Source organism: Pseudomonas sp. B21-010 (genome assembly GCF_024749325.1).
Classification (GTDB): domain Bacteria; phylum Pseudomonadota; class Gammaproteobacteria; order Pseudomonadales; family Pseudomonadaceae; genus Aquipseudomonas; species Aquipseudomonas kilonensis.
On record NZ_CP087198.1, the window covers coordinates 625,621 to 645,094 of the forward strand.

At 62.5% G+C, this 19,474-nt stretch carries 17 protein-coding genes and 1 riboswitch; of the genes, 12 read left to right on the top strand and 5 right to left on the bottom strand.

From position 1 onward, the window contains the following. Window positions 1-7: 7 nt before the first annotated feature. The 3 genes from LOY50_RS02715 to LOY50_RS02725 all read right to left on the bottom strand — a co-directional run bounded on the left by LOY50_RS02715 (window position 8) and on the right by LOY50_RS02725 (window position 2,533). Window positions 8-820, bottom strand: a complete 813-nt coding sequence (locus tag LOY50_RS02715) for an aldo/keto reductase (RefSeq protein ID WP_253471214.1) — start codon at window positions 818-820, stop codon at window positions 8-10. Beyond that, entirely contained in the window at window positions 817-1,992 is a 1,176-nt protein-coding gene (locus LOY50_RS02720) for an FAD-binding oxidoreductase (protein ID WP_253471215.1), read from the bottom strand. Before LOY50_RS02720 ends, LOY50_RS02715 begins: the two co-directional genes overlap by 4 nt. A 208-nt stretch (window positions 1,993-2,200) precedes the next feature. Further along, the gene (locus LOY50_RS02725) at window positions 2,201-2,533 is read right to left on the bottom strand and encodes a multidrug efflux SMR transporter (RefSeq protein ID WP_003197153.1); all 333 of its coding nucleotides are present in this window, start codon (window positions 2,531-2,533) and stop codon (window positions 2,201-2,203) included. Window positions 2,534-2,636: 103 nt separating this feature from the next. Between LOY50_RS02725 and LOY50_RS02730 the strand changes: the two genes are divergently transcribed. Both LOY50_RS02730 and waaA read left to right on the top strand, forming a co-directional pair. After that, entirely contained in the window at window positions 2,637-3,527 is an 891-nt protein-coding gene (locus tag LOY50_RS02730; RefSeq protein WP_258690255.1) for a LysR family transcriptional regulator, read from the top strand. Window positions 3,528-3,549: 22 nt separating this feature from the next. Next, window positions 3,550-4,830, top strand: a complete 1,281-nt coding sequence (gene waaA, locus LOY50_RS02735; RefSeq protein WP_258690256.1) for a lipid IV(A) 3-deoxy-D-manno-octulosonic acid transferase — start codon at window positions 3,550-3,552, stop codon at window positions 4,828-4,830. 107 nt (window positions 4,831-4,937) lie between these two features. Here the strand turns inward: waaA and LOY50_RS02740 are convergent, their stop codons facing one another. Then, window positions 4,938-6,377: a TolC family outer membrane protein gene (locus LOY50_RS02740; RefSeq protein ID WP_253471218.1), complete on the bottom strand. Its 1,440-nt coding sequence runs from the start codon at window positions 6,375-6,377 to the stop codon at window positions 4,938-4,940. A gap of 157 nt (window positions 6,378-6,534) precedes the next feature. Further along, window positions 6,535-6,640: riboswitch (TPP riboswitch) on the top strand. A gap of 175 nt (window positions 6,641-6,815) precedes the next feature. On the opposite strand from LOY50_RS02740, the gene thiC reads away from it, so the two are divergent. Both thiC and cytX read left to right on the top strand, forming a co-directional pair. Continuing rightward, window positions 6,816-8,705 (top strand): phosphomethylpyrimidine synthase ThiC, encoded by a 1,890-nt coding sequence (thiC, locus tag LOY50_RS02745; protein ID WP_057448676.1) that lies wholly within the window; start codon window positions 6,816-6,818, stop codon window positions 8,703-8,705. Between the two features lie 171 nt (window positions 8,706-8,876). Beyond that, window positions 8,877-10,169 (top strand): putative hydroxymethylpyrimidine transporter CytX, encoded by a 1,293-nt coding sequence (cytX, locus tag LOY50_RS02750; RefSeq protein WP_258690257.1) that lies wholly within the window; start codon window positions 8,877-8,879, stop codon window positions 10,167-10,169. On the opposite strand, the gene LOY50_RS02755 is transcribed toward cytX, so the two are convergent. After that, window positions 10,138-10,884 (bottom strand): DUF3298 domain-containing protein, encoded by a 747-nt coding sequence (locus LOY50_RS02755; RefSeq protein WP_253471221.1) that lies wholly within the window; start codon window positions 10,882-10,884, stop codon window positions 10,138-10,140. The genes cytX and LOY50_RS02755 overlap by 32 nt on opposite strands. Window positions 10,885-11,098: 214 nt before the next feature. Between LOY50_RS02755 and LOY50_RS02760 the strand changes: the two genes are divergently transcribed. From LOY50_RS02760 to LOY50_RS02795, 8 genes are all read left to right on the top strand, one after another. Next, window positions 11,099-11,716, top strand: a complete 618-nt coding sequence (locus LOY50_RS02760) for an NUDIX domain-containing protein (protein ID WP_253471222.1) — start codon at window positions 11,099-11,101, stop codon at window positions 11,714-11,716. Then, on the top strand, window positions 11,707-12,159 hold the full coding sequence (locus LOY50_RS02765) for a DUF1249 domain-containing protein (protein ID WP_003186471.1): 453 nt from the start codon (window positions 11,707-11,709) through the stop codon (window positions 12,157-12,159). Before LOY50_RS02760 ends, LOY50_RS02765 begins: the two co-directional genes overlap by 10 nt. 99 nt (window positions 12,160-12,258) lie before the next feature. Next, a complete protein-coding gene (cpdA, locus tag LOY50_RS02770; RefSeq protein WP_258690258.1) occupies window positions 12,259-13,074 on the top strand; it encodes a 3',5'-cyclic-AMP phosphodiesterase in 816 nt (271 codons plus the stop codon). A 1,231-nt stretch (window positions 13,075-14,305) separates the two neighbouring features. After that, a complete protein-coding gene (locus LOY50_RS02775; RefSeq protein ID WP_018614138.1) occupies window positions 14,306-14,665 on the top strand; it encodes a DUF6124 family protein in 360 nt (119 codons plus the stop codon). Window positions 14,666-15,411: 746 nt separating this feature from the next. Beyond that, window positions 15,412-16,020, top strand: coding sequence for a YqiA/YcfP family alpha/beta fold hydrolase (locus LOY50_RS02780; protein ID WP_253471225.1), 609 nt, complete (start codon window positions 15,412-15,414; stop codon window positions 16,018-16,020). 41 nt (window positions 16,021-16,061) lie between these two features. Beyond that, window positions 16,062-17,966 carry a DNA topoisomerase IV subunit B gene (gene parE / locus LOY50_RS02785; RefSeq protein WP_003197177.1) on the top strand — a complete coding sequence of 635 codons (1,905 nt, stop codon included), beginning with the start codon at window positions 16,062-16,064 and terminating at the stop codon, window positions 17,964-17,966. Then, window positions 17,966-18,952, top strand: a complete 987-nt coding sequence (locus LOY50_RS02790) for an esterase-like activity of phytase family protein (protein WP_253471226.1) — start codon at window positions 17,966-17,968, stop codon at window positions 18,950-18,952. Before parE ends, LOY50_RS02790 begins: the two co-directional genes overlap by 1 nt. Then, window positions 18,949-19,467, top strand: coding sequence for a TIGR02281 family clan AA aspartic protease (locus tag LOY50_RS02795; RefSeq protein ID WP_253471227.1), 519 nt, complete (start codon window positions 18,949-18,951; stop codon window positions 19,465-19,467). The genes LOY50_RS02790 and LOY50_RS02795 overlap by 4 nt, the downstream gene beginning before the upstream one ends. The last annotated feature ends 7 nt before the right edge of the window (window positions 19,468-19,474 follow it).

Genomic DNA, 19,474 nt, shown 5'->3' on the forward strand with positions numbered 1-19,474 from the left:
GGCGGCGTCAGTTTTTACGCAGGACCTGGGCTACGGTCGCGACGTTATGGGCGAGGTGCAGCGGATTGATGGTGCCGACAATAGCACTGGCGACCCCAGGATGCTCAAACAACAGTTCGAAGCTGGCGCGAACCGGGTCTACCCCGGGGCTCAGGCAGACGTGGCCGCTGGCCAGGGCCTTTTTCACCAGGATCGCCTTGCCGTGTTCGTTGGCGTAGTCAATGACAGCCTTTTCGTTTCGTTCGTTCAGATTGTAGGTGACCATCGCACAATCGCCTTGTTCCAAGGCTTTCAAGCCACCGTCGACGGTCTTGCCGGAAAAACCGAAGCCGCCGATCTTGCCCTCGCGCTTGAGCGCCGCCAGGGTCGGGTAGACCTCGCTGTCGTTGAGGATCGCCAGGTCGTTGCCATCCGAATGTACCAGGACCAGGTCGATATAGTCGGTTTCCAGGCGCTTGAGGCTGCGTTCCACCGAGAACCGGGTATGGGCGGCGCTGAAGTCGTGGCGTGACTGGCCGTCGCTGAACTCTTCGCCGACCTTGCTGACAATCACCCAGTCCTGGCGTTGGCCGCGCAGCAGCGGGCCGAGGCGCTCTTCGCTGCGGCCATAGGCCGGCGCGGTGTCGATCAGGTTGATACCCAGGTCGCGCGCCAGTTTGAGCAACATGCGCGCTTCGTCGTCATCGGGGATCTGAAAGCCGTTGGGGTATTTGACGCCTTGGTCGCGACCGAGCTTGACGGTACCCAGGCCCAGGGGGGAGACCCGCGGGCCGTCATGGCCCAGGGGGCGATAGAGGTCATGCAGGGTCGGTTGGCTCATGGCAGCAGTTGCTCCCAGGCAGGGACGCCCATCGGCGGCTTCGGCAGGTCCGGCAGTGGGGCCGGGTGGCTTGGCTGGATGCCATCGCGTTGCAGGGCGTTGACCACCCGATCGGCGAAGTCCGGGGCCAGGGCCAGTTTGGTCGGCCAGCCCACCAGCAAGCGATCCTGTTCGGCGAGGAAGGCGTTATCCGGGCGGGTCAGGCCCGACTGCAACGGTTCGGCGCGGTCAACCCGCAGCGTGGCCCATTGCGCGGTGCTCAGGTCAATCCAAGGCAACAATTGGCCGAGTTCTTTCTGGGCGGCGGCGATCTGCGCGGCAGGCTCGCGGGTCACGCCATCGCCTTCGGCCAGATCGCCACCCACGTACCAGACCCATTGGCCATTGGCCGCCGGATGAGTGGTCACGGTGACGCGCGGCTTCGGTCCGCCGCCCAGGCAATGGGCGTAGAGCGGCTTGAGGCTGGGGCCCTTGACCAGGACCATGTGCAACGGTCGGCGCTGCATGGCTGGTTGGTCCAGGCCCAAGGCGTTGAGCAGGTCGGCGGTGCCGCCCCCGGCGCTGAGGACAATACGCTGGGCGCGAATCTCGCGGCCATCGACCTTGAGTCCGATCAGCTCGCCCCCTTCGCGCAGCGGTTCGATGTGCTGCCCGGCCAGCAAGCTGTCGCCGGCCAGTTCCGCCAGGCGCGCGATCACGCTCGGCACGTCCACCACCAGCTCGGCCAGGCGATAGACCTTGCCCTTGAAGCGCTTGTCTTGCAGGGCCGGCGGCAACTGGTCGCCCTTGACCTGGTCGACCCGCCCGCGCACGGCCTTGCTGGCAAAGAAACTGGTGAGGTTGCCGGCCAGGGTGCCGGGGGACCAGAGGTAATGGGCGTCGGACAGCATGCGTACGCCGGACAGGTCCAGCTCACCTTCACCTTTCAGGGCTTCGCGCCAGCGACGCGGCATGTCGGCGATGGCTTCCGAGGCACCGCTCAGGGCGCCATGCAAGGCGTACTTGGCGCCGCCATGGATGATGCCCTGGGATTTGACGCTCTGCCCGCCGCCGAGGCTGGCGCTTTCCACCAGCACGGTCGAAAAACCCTGGCGACGCAGGCGTGCATTCAGCCAGAGGCCGGCGACGCCTGCGCCGACAATCAGAATGTCGGTGGAAATAACGGATGGCATGAGCGACCTCAGTGTTCAAGACGAGGGCGCAGTATACAGACTCAATGCAGAGGGAATTTGTTGGCGGTCAACCTGTGGGAGCAAAGCTTGCTCGCGATACGGGCGCCTCGGTTCCAGAGAGGCCGCGTCGTTTTCATCGCGGGCAAGCCTTGCTCCCACAGACTTCCCCTTGCCGAACATGTGTTTTCAGTCCTTTTAATCCGTGTTTTCAGTGGCCAGCAGTCTTGGAAAAGAGTTGGATCACGACAACCCCAAGCACAATCAACGCCATCCCCAGCATCGCCGGCACGTCCAGTTTCTGCCCATAGATGAACAACGCCGCGACACTGACCATGACGATCCCCAGCCCGGCCCAGACCGCATAAGCCACGCCCACCGGTACGGTGCGCACCACCAGCGTCAGCATCCAGAACGCGGTGCCGTAGCCGACGATGACCAGCAGCAAAGGCAGAGGCGTGCTCAGGCCCTTGATCGCTTTCATCGAAACGGTGGCGATGACTTCGGCACAGATGGCGATGGCCAGGTAGTAGTAGGCGTTCATGGGCGGTTCCTCTTCGACGGTTGCGTCTTTCGATGGGGCCATTCTAGAGATGGGTCAGATGCGGTAAAGTCATTACCTATCTGGAATCAAGATAGGTTGAGCCATGAACGTGCAGTGGAACCTGGAGCAACTGCGGCTGTTTGTCGGGGTCGCCGAGAAACGTTCGTTTTCGGCTGTGGCCCGGGATCAGCGCAAGGCCCAATCGGCCATCAGCAGTGCAATTGCGTTGTTGGAGACGGATTTGGGTGTGAGCTTGTTCGAGCGCAGCAGCGGCCGTCAGCCCAGGCTCACCGACGCGGGCGAAGCCCTGCTCGAAGAGGCCCGGGAAGTGCTGCGCCAGTGCGAGCGCCTCAATGGCCGGGCCCTGGCCCTGATGCGCGGGCAGGAAGCGTCGCTGCGCCTGGCCCAGGACGAAGCCATGCCCTATCAACCGGTCATCGACAGCCTGGCGGCCCTGGCCGAGCAATTTCCCACCCTCGAAGTGCAACTGGCCAGCGCCGCCCAAGGCGATGTGGCGCGCAAACTGGTGGAGCGCCGCGCTGACCTCGGCTTGCTGTTCTATCACGACCAGATCCCTGAGGCGCTGGAGCGCCGGGTGCTGGGCAGCGTCGAGATGGTGACGGTGTGCGGCAGGGGCCATCCACTGGCGAACCATGATTATGTGACCTGCCGGGAAATGGCCCGGCACCGCCAGTTGTTGATGGCCACCCAGTCCAGTGTCTATCCCGGCAGTGAACAGGCCAGCCCGCAGGTCTGGCGGGCCGACAGTTTCTATGTGTTGGCCGAATGGCTGAGGAGTGGCCTGGGCTGGGCCTGGTTGCCTCGGCATGTGGTGCAGTACCCGGCCTACCTGGGCGACATGGTCGAGCTCAGCAGCGAATGGACCCCGCCGGCCCTGGTGGTGGAACTGGTCTGGCGCCGCGATGAACCCCTGGGCCCGGCCGCGCGTTGGCTGGCGGAACGTTTTGCCGTGCAGTTGCAGGCGATTGGCTGAAAAACCGATAAACTCCGCCGCCATGAACAGAACTCTCTATAGCGCGTTGTTTTACCTGGGGCTGCCACTGGTAGCGATTCGGCTGTGGTTACGGGCCCGCAAGGCGCCGGCTTATGCCCGGCGCATTGGCGAGCGGTTCTCCTGGGGGTTGCCGGTCATGGCGCCGGGGGGCATCTGGGTCCACGCGGTGTCGGTGGGCGAGAGCATCGCCGCCGCGCCAATGATCCGCGCCTTGCTGCAACGTTATCCACAGCTGCCGATCACCGTCACGTGCATGACGCCCACCGGTTCGGAGCGGATCCAGGCGTTGTTCGCCAACGAGCCGCGCATCCAGCATTGCTATTTGCCTTACGACTTGCCTTGCGCCGCCAAGCGTTTTCTCGACCGGGTCCGGCCGTCCCTGGCGGTGATCATGGAAACCGAGCTGTGGCCCAACCACATTCACCAATGCGCCAGGCGCGGCATTCCCGTGGCCCTGGCCAACGCACGGCTCTCGGAGCGTTCGGCGCGGGGCTATGGGCGTTTTCCCAAGCTCACCCGGCCGATGCTCGCCGAGATGAGCCTGTTCGCCGTGCAGACCGAAGCCGAAGCCGAGCGTTTTCGCCAGTTGGGCGCGCGGGCGGAAACCGTCGAAGTCACCGGCTCCATCAAGTTCGACCTGACCATCGCCCCGCAACTGCTCGAAGACGCCAGCGCCTTGCGTCGTCAGTGGCAGGCAACCGAGCGCCCGGTGTGGATCGCCGCCAGTACCCATGAAGGTGAGGACGAAGTGGTGCTGGCCGCCCACTGTCGCTTGCTAGACAGTTATCCCGATGCGTTGCTGATCCTGGTGCCGCGTCATCCTGAGCGTTTCGATTCAGTACACCAGTTGTGCGAAAGCGAAGGCTTTGCCACGGCCCGGCGCTCCAGCGCACAACCGGTCACCGCCCAGACGTCGGTGTTGCTCGGCGATACCATGGGTGAACTGCTGTTTCTCTACGCGTTGGCCGACAGCGCGTTCGTCGGTGGTAGCCTGGTGCCCAACGGTGGACACAACCTGCTCGAGCCGGCGGCGCTGGCGAAACCGGTGCTCAGCGGGCCGCATTTGTTCAACTTCCTCGAAATCGCCGCGCAACTGCGCGCTGCCGGTGCGCTGGCGGAAGTGGACGATGCCGAAAGCCTGGCCCTGGCAGTGCAGCGCCTGTTCGAACTGCCCCGCGATGCCCAGCGCATGGCCGAGGCGGGGCTTGCGGTGATGCGCACCAACCAGGGCGCGTTGCAGCGCTTGCTGGATGGGTTGGGGCGGTTGCTAGCCGGAGGCTAATCGCTGGCCTGGCCCGTAGGAGCTGCCGAAGGCTGCGATCTTTTGATCTTTCGCTTGGGATTCAAGTGTCTGGGAAAAGATCGCAGCCTCGTTGCACTCGACAGCTCCTACTGCGCCGGCCGTGAGCGCAATTGCGCCGCTGCCGCCTGGGCCAGGTCCGGCGGCAGGAAGTCGCGGTCCGGGTTGTAGTCGGGCTTGAGGTAGCGCGACAAGTCCTGCAGATCCGCCGGGCTCAACGTCCCGGCCGCCTGCTTGAGACGCAGGTTGTCGAGGATGTAGTCGTAGCGGGCGTTGTTGTAGTTGCGCACCGAGGTGTACAGCTGGCGCTGGGCGTCGAGCACATCGACGATGTTGCGGGTGCCCACCTGGTAACCGATTTCCGTGGCCTCCACCGCGCTCTGGTTGGAGATGATCGACTGACGCCGGGCCTGGACCTGCTCCACGTCGGTGTTCACTGCGCGGTGCAGGTTGCGGGTGTTTTCCACCACCTGCCGGCGCAGGGCTTCGCGTTGCTGCTCTGTCTGGGTGAGTTGCGAGTAGGATTCGCGCACCTGGGAGCTGGTCAGCCCGCCACTGAAAATCGGAATGTTCAGTTGCAAGGCCAGCGTGCGCTGATCGACGTCGCCGCTGTAGGTGCGACCAAAGGCGTTCGGATTGCTGAAACCCAGGGCGTCGTTGTCGCCTTTTTCGTATTTCGCCACGGCGTCCAGGGTCGGCGCGTGACCGGCCTTGCGTTGGCGTAAAGTGTCTTCGGCGGCATCGACGGCGTAGTTGCTGGCCAGCAGGTTGAGGTTCTGCTTGGCGGCGGTGTCGACCCAGGCCTTGGCGTCGTTCGGCGTCGGCGGCAGGATCGGCAGGGTGTGGACGATGCCCTGGAGCGAGTTGTACTGGCGGTTGGTCAGGGTGATCAACGCCTCGAAGGCATCGTCGACCTGGCGCTGGGCGAGGATCCGGTTGGCCCGTGCGGTGTCGTAGCTGGCCTGGGATTGCAGCACATCGGTCTTGTCCGACAAGCCTACGTCAAAACGTTCGTTGGACTGGTCGAGTTGGCGCTTGAACGCGGCTTCCTCGGCTTTGGTCGAGGCGAGGTTGTCCTGGCTGCGCAGCACGTTGAAGTAACTCTCGGCGCTTTGCAGGATCATGTTCTGCTCGGTAGCCGACAGTTGCAGCGAGGCCTGTTCATTCACCGACTTGGCGGCCTGGAACTGGAACCAGCGATCGGCACGGAACAAGGGCTGGGACAGCGTGGCCTGGTAGGAGCGGGCGCTGCGGTTGGCGACCGCGGAAGGCTGGTCGATGTCGGTGCGCACATTGGCGACTTCCGCACCGCCGGACAGGTTCGGCAACAACCCGGCGCGAGCCTGGGGCACCACTTCCTTCTGGGCGCCATACTGGGCGCGGGCAGCGGCCAGGTCGGCGTTGTTGTCCACCGCTTCCTGATACACGCTCACCAGATCGGTTTTGTTGGTCAAGGGCGCTTCGGCGGCCCATGCCATTGCGTTGGACGCACAAGACACGGCCAAGGCCAGTGAAAGTTTGCGCAGCATGAGGCTATCCCTAGTTCACAATGAGAGTGCGCTTAAGTGGCGCGCGGCGTAGCGAGTGTAGTTGCGCCTGGGCACGGCAACAATCCTGTATATGCGCCATTCATCACGCCTTTTGCCCTGGCGATGGCGTTCTCTCGTGGTTGTGTCTAGACTGGCCGGGTTCTTGTCGGGGTGCCTTGCTATGAGGCTGAGATCGAATAATTTCGGATCCCGTTGAACCTGATCAGGTTAGCGCCTGCGTAGGGAACAAGATTTCTCGTCACCCGGCGAGTCCTCTTGTGCTTCGTCCGGGATGTTGTTCGACCATCGACTTTCGATTTTCGAGCATGCTCGAGCAGCAAGCACAGCGTCCGCACTTTCGTGCAGGGGCGCGTCCATTCGTTACAGGTTCGCTCCGACAAAAATCCACTGCCTGGATGTGTGTCTGGAGAGCCCGTGATGACGACAAAATCAAAAAACGCGACCAACCTAAGTGAATCGGCCCAGGTCGATCAGCAATCGGTTCAGCCCTTTACCCGCTCGCAAAAAATCTATGTCCAGGGCAGCCGCCCGGATATCCGCGTGCCCATGCGCGAAATCAGCCTCGACGTGACCCCCACCGACTTCGGCGGCGAAATCAACGCGCCGGTTGTGGTGTACGACACCTCGGGCCCCTACACCGACCCGAACGTGATCATCGACGTGCGCAAAGGCCTGGCCGACGTGCGCTCTTCGTGGATCGAAGCCCGTGGCGACACCGAGCGTCTTGCCGGCCTGAGCTCCAACTTCGGCCAGGAACGCCTGGCTGATCCCGAGCTGACCAAGCTGCGTTTCGCCCACGTGAACAACCCGCGTCGCGCCAAGCCGGGTGCCAACGTCAGCCAGATGCACTACGCGCGCAAAGGCATCATCACCGCCGAGATGGAATACGTCGCCATCCGCGAAAACATGAAGCTGGAAGTCGCCCGCGCCGCTGGCCTGCTGGACCAGCAGCACGCCGGCCACAGCTTCGGCGCCAGCGTGCCGAAAGTCATCACCCCGGAATTCGTGCGTGACGAAATCGCCCGTGGTCGCGCGATCATCCCGGCCAACATCAACCACACCGAACTGGAACCGATGATCATCGGCCGTAACTTCCTGGTGAAGATCAACGGCAACATCGGCAACAGTGCGCTGGGTTCGTCCATCGAAGAAGAAGTGGCGAAGCTGACCTGGGGCATCCGCTGGGGTTCGGACACGGTCATGGACCTGTCCACCGGCAAGCACATCCATGAAACCCGTGAGTGGATCATCCGCAACTCGCCAGTGCCGATTGGCACCGTGCCGATCTACCAGGCCCTGGAAAAAGTCGGCGGCGTGGCTGAAGACCTGACCTGGGAGCTGTTCCGCGACACGCTGATCGAACAGGCCGAGCAGGGCGTCGACTACTTCACCATCCACGCCGGCGTGTTGCTGCGCTATGTGCCGATGACCGCCAAGCGCGTCACCGGTATCGTCAGCCGTGGCGGTTCGATCATGGCCAAGTGGTGCCTGGCGCACCACAAAGAGAACTTCCTCTACACCCACTTCGAAGACATCTGCGAAATCATGAAGGCCTACGACGTCAGCTTCTCGCTGGGTGATGGCCTGCGTCCGGGCTCGATTGCCGACGCCAACGACGAAGCGCAGTTCGGTGAGCTGGAAACCCTCGGCGAGCTGACCAAGATCGCCTGGAAGCACGATGTGCAATGCATGATCGAAGGCCCCGGCCACGTGCCGATGCAACTGATCAAAGAGAACATGGACAAGCAGCTCGAGTGCTGCGACGAGGCGCCGTTCTACACCCTCGGCCCGCTGACGACCGACATCGCGCCGGGCTACGACCACATCACCTCCGGCATCGGCGCGGCGATGATCGGCTGGTTCGGTTGCGCCATGCTCTGCTACGTCACGCCGAAGGAACACCTGGGCTTGCCGAACAAGGATGACGTGAAGACCGGGATCATCACCTACAAGATCGCCGCGCACGCAGCCGACCTTGCCAAGGGCCACCCGGGCGCGCAGATCCGTGACAACGCCTTGAGCAAGGCGCGTTTCGAGTTCCGCTGGGAAGACCAGTTCAACCTCGGCCTGGACCCGGATACCGCCCGCTCGTACCACGACGAAACCCTGCCGAAGGACTCGGCCAAGGTGGCGCATTTCTGCTCGATGTGCGGGCCGAAATTCTGCTCGATGAAAATCACCCAGGAAGTGCGCGAGTACGCGGCCAACCAACGCATTGAAGCGGTGGATGTCGATGTCGCCCAGGGCTTGGCGGAGCAGGCTGAGCGGTTCAAGAAGGAAGGTAGTCAGCTTTACAAGAAAGTCTGATTTGAGCTGAAGGGGGCGGTGTTTTCACTGCCCTCATCGCGAGCAAGCTCGCTCCCACAGTGGGTTTCTGTTGTTCACAAGATTTGTGTACGCAGCAGGCCCTCTGTGGGAGCGAGCTTGCTCGCGATAGCGGCCAAAAAAACAACAAATATCCCTCTGAGACAACAACCCTTGAACATCCAACCCAGCACCTACTCCCCAGACACCGCCGTCCCCCTGGACAAGCGCGTCTTCGGCGCTCGCGATCTGTTTTCCCTGTGGTTCTCCCTGGGCATCGGCCTGATGGTCTTGCAGGTCGGCGCCTTGCTCGCGCCGGGCCTGGGCTTGAGTGGTTCGTTGCTGGCGATTTTCCTCGGCACGCTGGTGGGCGTCCTGCTGCTGGCGGCCGTCGGGGTGATCGGCAGCGACACCGGCCTGTCGGCCATGGCCGCCCTCAAGCTCAGCCTCGGCGGCAAGGGCGCGAGCGTGCCGGCGGTGTTGAACCTGCTGCAGCTGATTGGCTGGGGCTCGTTCGAAATCATCGTCATGCGTGATGCCGCCAGCCTGCTCGGTGCCCGGGCCTTCAGCGAAGGCAGCCTGGGCTCCAACCCTCTGCTGTGGACGCTGTTCTTCGGCGCCCTGGCGACCCTGCTCGCGGTCAGCGGGCCGTTGACGTTCGTGCGCAAGGTCCTGCGCAAGTGGGGCATCTGGCTGCTGCTGGCGGCGTGTATCTGGCTGACCTGGAACCTGTTCGCCAAGGCTGATCTGGTTGCGCTGTGGGCCGAGGCGGGCGACGGCTCGATGCCGCTGGCGGTGGGCTTTGATATCGCCATTGCGATGCCGCTGTCCTGGCTGCCGCTGATCGCCGACTACTCGCGTTTCGGCAAGCGCGCCAAGAATGTCTTCGGCGGTACTGCCGTGGGGTTCTTCATCGGTAACGTCTGGCTGATGAGCCTGGGCGTGGCCTACACCCTGGCGTTCGCGCCGAGCGGTGAAGTCAACGCGTTGCTGCTGGCCCTGGCTGGCGCCGGGTTGGGCATTCCGCTGCTGCTGATTCTGCTGGATGAGTCGGAAAACGCCTTCGCCGACATTCACTCGGCGGCGGTGTCGACGGGCATGCTGTCGGGGCTGAAGGTCGAGCACTTGGCCTTGGCGATTGGCGTCATCTGCACCTTGATCGCCTGCTTCGCGCCGTTGGCGCAATACCAGAACTTCCTGTTGCTGATCGGCTCGGTGTTCGCACCGCTGTTCGGCGTGGTGCTGGTGGACCACTTCATCCTGCGCAAACGCAGCAGCCAAGTGGTATCAGCCGCGTTGCGCTGGCCGGCCCTGTTGGCCTGGTTGGGCGGGGTGAGCACTTATCACTTGCTGGCCAACTTCTATCCGGACATCGGCGCAACCCTGCCGTCGCTGATTCTGGCAGGGTTGCTGCAACTGTTGCTGGGTCGGGCTTTCAGCTACGGCCGGGGAACAGCTCGGGCTTGAGGATGCCATTGAGGCGTGGGTAAGCGATCTTCAATTCGATGTGGCCCAAGGCGTATGGCGCGATGGTGCTTACTTCGTACTTGAGGATCACCCCGCCGTAGGTCAGCGCCACGTGTGGGGTTTTCTGGAAGGACCACTGTTTCAGGAACTCGGGTTCCTGATCCAGCTTGGTGCTGATCAGCCAACTGTTGTGGGCGACCTGGGCAGCTTTCCAGAATGCTTCTTCCTGGCCCGGTAGCAGCATGTCCGACAAGGTCAGCACCTTGTGTTCCTGGCGCGAATAGTTGATGAAGCCGCGGCCCGGCGTGCCGTGGGCGCCGCCGGTGTCCAGGTAGCTGGACAATTCGATGATCACCAGGCCGTCATGTTGCTCACGTACCTTGGCCTGCAAATAGCTGCTGTTGCGGGGCGCGGCGTTGCGCAGGAACTGCTCGCGATAGGCGGCAAGCGTCGGCGCCGCCGGGGCGTCCGGGGCGGTGCGGGTCATTTGCAGCAGGCGTTTTTCGACGATGCCGTCCAGGGCCGGCTCGGAGGGAAAGTGCAGGGTATCGATGTTCACCAACGGGCAGTCGGCACTGGCGCAACCTTGTTGCAGTTGTTCCGACGCGTCGCGGGTGGTTTCCAGCGGTGCGCGGTAATTGGGTTGGAACAGGCTTTGGCAAGCGCCCAGGGTCAGGGCAATGGCGGCCACGGAGGCAGTTTTGAAAAGCGACATGGGCGTCCTTCATGAAACAGGGAAAGGCGAAAAGTTACCCGCTTCGACTGCCAGCAGGACAATCAGTTCGCCACTAAGCTCATTAGAGTTCTTTCACCTTCTGCCGTCCATCCCGATGAGTGGAAAGGGGCTGCATCAAAGGGTACGGGCGCGTTAGGATGGCGCGAAGCCGAGGTTGGAACCTCGTATTGATCCATTGCACACGAGGATTGTCATGACCGATTTCGCCAACGCCGCACCGAGCACCGTGGACATCGTCAAGCGCGAGAGCTGCTTCCAGGGTTTCTACAAACTCGACCGTGTGCACTTGCGTCACGAATTGTTTGCCGGTGGCATGAGCCGCGAAATCAGCCGTGAATTGTTCGTGCGCCATGACGCGGTGTGCGTGTTGCCCTACGACCCGCAGCGCGATGAAGTGGTGTTGATCGAGCAGTTTCGCGTCGGTGCCATGGACAAGGGCGCCAACCCTTGGCTGGTGGAATTGGTGGCCGGCCTGATCGACAAGGACGAACAACCGGAAGAAGTTGCTCATCGTGAAGCGCAGGAGGAAGCTGGGCTTGCCTTCGCTGCGCTTTGGCCGATGACCAAATATTTTCCATCGCCGGGCGGCAGCGATGAATTCGTGCATTTGTACCTGGGGCGTTGCGACAGCGTGGGGGCCGGTGGCCTGCATGGCTTGGAGGAAGAAGCCGAAGACATTCGTGTGAAGGTCTGGGCTTTCGAAGATGCCTTGCAAGCCGTGCGCGACGGGCGTATCTGCAACGCGGCCAGCATCATTGCCTTGCAATGGCTGGCCTTGAATCGCGATGAAGTGAGGGGGCTATGGTCCTGAACAAGCTGCGCGATCGCTATCGCGTCGATCTGGTGGGGTTGCAGGCCGCCTGCGAGGCCAACTACGCTCGCCTGATGCGCTTGTTGCCGGACATGCGCAACGATCCGGCGCCGCGGCGTATCGCCGTGACCCACGGCGACCAGATGCTGGGTGTGTTGGCGCTGGAAGTGCTGCAGACCTGCCCCTACACCACCACGCTGCAAGTGCGCCAGGAGCACAGCCTGCCCTGGCTGCCGGTGCCGCAGCTGGAGGTCCAGGTCTATCACGATGCGCGCATGGCCGAAGTCGTCAGCGCCGAACATGCACGACGCTTTCGCGGCATCTATCCTTACCCCAATGCGTCAATGCACCAGCCGGATGAAAAAGCCCAGTTGAACCTGTTCCTGGGCGAGTGGCTGAGTCATTGCCTGGCGCTGGGCCATGAGTTCGAAGTCGTTCGGTAGTTGTGAACCGGTTCCGGTTCGCGGGTTTCCTCTTTCGATCATCCCCCAGCATAATTGCGGCTTCATGCAACGGCGTGACTGCGCCTGGGAGAGAGCGATTTGCCGAGCGTATCCAGCTTGACCACTGCCGATGCGGCGTTGCTGGTCCAACTGTCTGACAGCCATTTGTTCGCCGAGGCCGATGCCTCGTTGCTGGGCATGAATACCCGTGACAGTTTGCGGGCGGTCATTGACTTGGTGCTCAAGCAGCAGCCGGACATTGACCTGATGCTTGCCACGGGGGATTTGTCCCAGGACGGCACGTTGGAATCCTACGCGGCGTTTCGGCAATTGACTGCGCGAATCGATGCGCCGGCGCGGTGGATTCCGGGTAACCATGATGAGCCGCAGGTGATGCTCAAGGCGACGGTCAAGAGTGCGTTGCTCGATCCGGTGGTGGACATTGGCAACTGGCGCGTGACGATGCTGGACTCCGCGGTGCCTGGTTCGGTGCCGGGTTTTTTGGCCGAGGAGCAGTTGATTCTGTTGGCCAATGCCTTGAGCGAGGCGCCGGAGCGGCATCACTTGGTGTGCCTGCATCATCATCCGGTGTCGATTGGGTGTGCGTGGATGGAGCCGATTGGGTTGCGTAATCCTGAGGCGCTGTTTGCGGTGTTGGATCGGTTTCCTCAGGTTCGGGCGGTGTTGTGGGGGCATGTGCATCAGGAGGTTGACCGGGTGCGCGAGGGGGTTCGTTTATTGGCTTCGCCTTCGACCTGTATTCAGTTTGAGCCGGGGAGTGAGGATTTTGCGGTGGGCTCGCAGGCGCCGGGGTATCGGTGGTTGCGGCTTTTGCCGGATGGGCGGTTGGAGACGGGGGTCGAGCGGGTGGTTGGGTTTGCGTTTACCCCCGACTATGGCTCCAACGGGTACTGAGGACGAGGCGGCCTGACAGCCGGCCTGTCTCTCCCGGTTGTACATCTTTCAGATCTGTGGGAGCAAAGCTTGCTCGCGATGGCGGCCTGACTGAGTACATATCCATTGCTGCGGTAACGGCCGCTTAGGGTTCCGCCCTGACGGCGGGTCACTTTTGAAAAGCGCAAAAGTAACCAAAACGCTTCTGCCCCACCACTCGGCACCTCGCTCAGGCTCGGTGTGCCCTCACTCCGGCATTGCTCCGTGGGCCCGCCGCGAAGGGCCATCCATGGCCCAGCGCGGCTAACCCGGCATCCATGCCGGGATGCCCACTGCGCAATGCCTGCGTTCGGCCATCGTGGTTAACGGGGCGCCCGAGATCAACGTCCACGCCGAGGCGGCCTAGTAGCCGACCTGGCTCTTCCGGTCGTACACCCATCAGATCTGTTTGAGCAGGACCTGTGGGAGCAAAGCTTGCTCGCGAGGCGGCCTTATAGCCGACCTGGTTCTCCAATTATGGGAGCGAGCTTGCTCGCGATGGCGGTCTGATTGAGTACATATCCATTTCTGCGGTAACGGCCACTTAGGGTTCCGCTCTTACAGCGGCTCACTTTTGAGAAGCCCGGGAGCCGGCCCAGTCAAAAGTAAGCAAAACGCTCCTGCCCCACCACTCGGTGCCTCGCCTAGGCTCGGCATGCCCGAACGAAGGCATTGCTCCGTGGGCCGCCGCGAAGGGCCATCCATGGCCCAGCGCGGCTAACCCGGCATCCATGCCGGGTTGCCCACTACGCAATACCTGCGTTCGGCCATCGTGGTTAACGGGGCGCCGAGATCAACGTCCACCGCGAGGCGGCCTAACAGCCGACCTGGCTCTTCCGGTCGTACCCCAATCCAATTGTGGGAGCGAGCCTGCTCGCGAAGACGGCGACACATCCAATACTGATGCAAGCAGACCCACCGCTATCGCGAGCAAGCTCGGCTCCCACAGGGATCGGCGGTGGACACTGATCTTATAAACGACCCAAAACCTGTGTGGGAGCGAGCTTGCTCGCGATGACGGCCTGACAGCCGACCAGGATTGTGGGAATGGTCGGACAATCCTCCGGGCTGCAGCAGATTTTTCCGACGAGCTCTGGCGGTTGCCGGGTGGGAAGGGCTGTCGCTAGTCTTTTCCCGTCGCTGCAAATTCAGCGGCCGGGCCTGGAAACCCGAAAGTAGAAAGGCGTTATTTCAATCCTAGTGGAGCGCCAACATGTCTGAAGATAACTCTGGGCCAACAAAAAAAGATTCCATTTCTCCCGAAGCCAGCCAGATTCCCCCGATACTCGATGAAGCCGCCAAGCGCGCCATCGACCACTATCTCGACCCCAAACCTCAAGCCAAAAAGAAAAAGCCCTCAGGTCAACTGTTCACCGTCGTGGACGGCGTCGACACCGAAAGCCTGCTGGCCAACCTCAGCGAAACTTTGGCCTCAGCCGATGCCATGGTCAGCGACCTTGCCTTCGACCTGAAAGGCTCGCGACGCCATGTTGCCCTTGGCATTCAGCAACTGATTGAGCTGGGCGCTTTATTGGCGAATCGGATGCTGGACAACGTCAATACACAACCCTGACCACACCGCGCGCAGAAGCGAGCAAGCTCGCTCCCACAATGGGATCTGAGTACGACCGGGAGAGCCAGGTCGGCTGTCAGGCCGCCTCGCGAGCAAGCTTTGCTCCCACAGGTCCTGCTCAAACAAGTCTGACGGGTGTACGACCGGGAGAGCCAGGTCGGCTACTAGGCCGCCTCGCGGTGGACGTTGATCTCGGACGCCCCGTTAACCACGCTGGCCGAACGCAGGCATTGTGGAGTGGGCAACCCGGCATGGATGCCGGGTTAGCCGCGCTGGGCCATGGATGGCCCTTCGCGGCGGGCCCACGGAGCAATGCCGGAGTGAGGGCATGCCGAGCCTAGGCGAGGCACCAAGTGGTGGGGCAGGAGCGTTTTGCTTACTTTTGCGCTTCTCAAAAGTGAGCCGCCGTCAGGGCGGAACCCTAAGCCGCCGTTACCGCAGAAATGGATATGTACTCAATCAGACCGCCATCGCGAGCAAGCTCGCTCCCACAATGGGATAGGAGTACGACTGGGAGAACCAGGCCGGCTGTCAGGCCGTCATCGCGAGCAGGCTCGCTCCCACAGTTTGATCGAAGTACAACCGGGAGAAACAGGTCGGCTACAAGGCCGCCTCGCGAGCAAGCTTTGCTCCCACAGGTGTTGTGAACGACGGGTCATAGGAGGCAACAACACGGTCAAATCCCCCCCAACCACCGCAATCTCCCTGTAAACTCCGGCTTTTGCCCAACACCCAGGGAGTCGGCAATGTCGGGTTCGATCCTTTATATCCATGGCCTCAACAGCGCCCCGGCGTCGACCAAGGCCAGCCAGTTGACGCAAGTGATGACGCGCCTGGGCCTGAGCGACCAGTTACAGGTGCCCGCCTTGCATCACCACCCCCGCCAGGCCATCGGTCAGTTGGAACAGGCGATTACAGAACTGGGGCGCCCGCTGCTGGTCGGCAGCTCGCTCGGCGGCTACTATGCGACTCACTTGGCCGAGCGCCACGGCCTCAAGGCCCTGTTGATCAACCCTGCCGTCAGCCCGCATCGGATGTTCGACGGTTACCTGGGCACGCAGAAGAATTTGTACACCGACGAAACCTGGGAATTGACCCACGACCACGTCACGGCCCTGGCCGAACTGCAAGTGCCGGCGCCCCGGGATCCGCAGCGGTTTCAGGTATGGTTGCAAACCGGTGACGAAACGCTGGATTATCGCCACGCCCAGCAGTATTACCGCGCCTGTGCCTTGCGCATCCAGGCCGGCGGCGACCACAGTTTCCAAGGGTTTGCCCTGCAGTTGCCGGCGCTGTTGAGTTTTGCCGGCATTGGCGCCGATTTGTACCAGGCGATCGACTTCACGTCGCTGTGAGCCCATCGCCCCTTTTCATTGAACACTGACGACGAGACCCCATGGCCACTCCCAGCGCTAGCTCTTATAACGCAGACGCCATCGAAGTCCTCTCGGGCCTCGACCCGGTGCGCAAGCGCCCCGGCATGTACACCGACACCAGTCGGCCGAACCACCTCGCCCAGGAAGTCATCGACAACAGTGTCGACGAAGCCTTGGCCGGGCACGCTCGTTCGGTGCAGGTCATCCTGCACGCCGATCACTCGCTGGAAGTCAGCGATGATGGCCGCGGCATGCCGGTGGACATTCACCCTGAAGAGGGTGTGTCGGGCGTCGAGCTGATCCTCACCAAGCTCCACGCCGGCGGCAAGTTTTCCAACAAGAACTACCAGTTCTCCGGCGGTCTGCACGGGGTGGGTATTTCCGTGGTCAACGCCTTGTCGACCCAGGTGCGGGTGCGGGTCAAGCGTGACGGCAACGAATACCAGATGACCTTCGCCGACGGCTACAAGGCCACCGAGCTGGAAGTGGTCGGCACCGTCGGCAAGCGCAACACCGGGACCAGCGTGTATTTCGCCCCGGATCCGAAGTATTTCGATTCACCGAAGTTTTCCGTCAGCCGCCTCAAGCACGTGCTCAAGGCCAAGGCCGTGTTGTGCCCGGGGTTGCTGGTCAGTTTCGAGGACAAGGCCACCGGCGAGAAAGTCGAATGGCATTACGAAGACGGCCTGCGTTCTTACCTGGTGGACGCGGTCAACGATTTCGAGCGCCTGCCCAACGAGCCGTTCTGCGGCAGCCTGGCCGGTAACAAGGAAGCCGTGGACTGGGCGCTGTTGTGGCTGCCCGAAGGCGGCGAAAGCGTCCAGGAAAGCTACGTCAACCTGATCCCCACGGCCCAGGGCGGTACCCACGTCAACGGCTTGCGCCAGGGTTTGCTCGACGCGATGCGCGAATTCTGCGAGTTCCGCAACCTGTTGCCCCGTGGCGTGAAGCTGGCGCCGGAAGACGTCTGGGAACGCATCGCCTTCGTACTGTCGATGAAAATGCAGGAACCGCAGTTCTCCGGCCAGACCAAGGAGCGCCTGTCGTCCCGCGAAGCGGCGGCGTTTGTCTCCGGGGTGGTCAAGGATGCGTTCAGCCTGTGGCTCAACGCCAACCCGGAAACCGGCTTGGCGCTGGCAGAGCTGGCGATCAACAACGCCGGCCGTCGTCTCAAGGCCAGCAAGAAAGTCGAGCGCAAGCGCATCACCCAGGGGCCGGCATTGCCGGGCAAGCTCGCCGATTGCGCCGGGCAGGACCCGATGCGTTCCGAGCTGTTCCTGGTGGAAGGTGACTCCGCCGGTGGCTCGGCCAAGCAGGCGCGGGACAAGGAGTTCCAGGCGATCCTGCCGCTGCGGGGCAAGATCCTCAACACCTGGGAAGTGGACGGCAGCGAAGTGCTGGCCAGCCAGGAAGTGCACAACATCGCCGTGGCCATCGGTGTCGATCCAGGCGCCGCCGACATGAGCCAGCTGCGCTACGGCAAGATCTGCATCCTCGCCGACGCCGACTCCGACGGCCTGCACATCGCCACGTTGCTCTGCGCCTTGTTCGTCCAGCATTTCCGCCCGCTGGTGGACGCCGGTCACGTCTATGTGGCGATGCCGCCCCTGTACCGCATCGACCTGGGCAAGGAAATCTACTACGCCCTGGACGAAGCCGAGCGCGACGGCATTCTCGATCGCCTGGTGGCCGAGAAAAAACGCGGCAAGCCGCAGGTCACTCGATTCAAGGGCCTGGGCGAGATGAACCCGCCGCAACTGCGTGAAACCACCATGGACCCGAACACCCGCCGCCTGGTGCAGTTGACCCTGGATGATTTCGAAGCGACCTCGGAAATGATGGACATGCTGCTGGCGAAAAAACGTGCCGGCGATCGCAAGTCCTGGCTCGAATCCAAAGGGGACCTGGCCGAGGTGCTGGCCTGATGCGCAACGGTTTCGCCCTGGCGTTGTTGCTGTGGGCGGGGGTTGTGGTCGCAGGGCCTGCACCGGAACTGAAGTTGCTGTCCGAGCATGCTGTCGATGGCATGCGCGGCGGCAATCTGTCGGGGCTGGCGCTGTGCGGCAGCGAAATGTGGACGGTATCCGATCGCGACGATGACCGGATCTACCGCCTCAAGCCCGTCGATGCGCCGGTCTGGCAAGCCGAAGTGGTTGAAATCGAGGTGCCCGAGGTACCGGACAGTGGTTTGCCCTGGGGCTTGAAGTCCCGAACCTGGGCAGCGTCGTTCCTGCGCGGTGGCGAGCTGGATTTCGAAGGCATCAGCTGCGACAGCGCTGGCAATCGCTATGTGGTCAGCGAGTCCCAAGCCGCCGTGTTGCAGGTACCGCCTGCGGGGCCGGCGTCCTGGTTGAAAATCGCACCAACAATGATCCGCCAGGCCCGCGCCAGTGGCATGTTGCTGCATTTCAATGCGTTGTTCGAAGGCTTGGCGGTCAACCCGGCCGGTGACCAACTGTGGTTGGCGGCCGAGCGTGAGCGTCGCGGTCTTTTGTTGGTCAAGCGCCAGCAAACGGTGTGGGACTGCGAGGGTAATTGCGTGCTGCTGAGCGAAGCGGGGCTGGAGATGCAGCCGGCGCAGTTCCCCAAGGCCAAGGCGGTTTCGCGGGACTTCGCTGATCTGTCATTGTTCAATGGCAAGCTGTTTACCCTGGAACGCAACGCCTTTCAGATCTGTCGGCGTGACCCGCAGACCGCCCAAGTGGAGCGGTGCTGGTCGTTCGCCGCCGAGGCATTGCAGGACAGTCGACGTTATTCCCAGGATTATGGGCTGGCCGAAGCGCTGGTCGTGGACGCCGAGGGCGCCTGGATCGGCCTGGACAACAACGACGGTGCCCGCGCCGACGGCGAAACGCGACCGATCATCTGGCGCTTCGCCGCGCCGGACGGTGGCTGGGGCGCCTCGCCATGAGTCAGCCGCCGGGCAAGCGTGCTGGTCGGGTGTTGATGATATTGGCCTGGTGCGCGGCGCTGTTCCTGGCAACGCGGTTTTTTGCCCAATGGGAACAGCGCGAGCAAAACCCCAATGCCCAGGTGTATTCGCAAAAAGGCGAAGGGTTTATCGAGGTGAAGTTGGTCGGCAATAGGCAGGGGCATTTCGTCGCCAGCGGCCAGATCAACGGCCAACCGGTGGATTTCATGCTCGACACGGGCGCCACCGACGTGGCGATTCCGGTGGAGTTGGCCGAGCGCCTCAAGCTGGAAAAAGGTTTCGGCGTGACATTGAGTACCGCCAACGGTTTGAGCGAGGGCTATCGCACCCGCATCGACCGGCTGCAATTGGGTGACATCGTATTGCGCGATGTCCGTGCCCTGGTGGCGCCAGGCCTGGGTGGCACGCAAGTGCTGCTGGGCATGAGCGCCCTGAACAAACTTGAATTTACCCAGCGCGACGGCACCATGCTGCTGCGCCAGACAACGAACTGATGAGGCC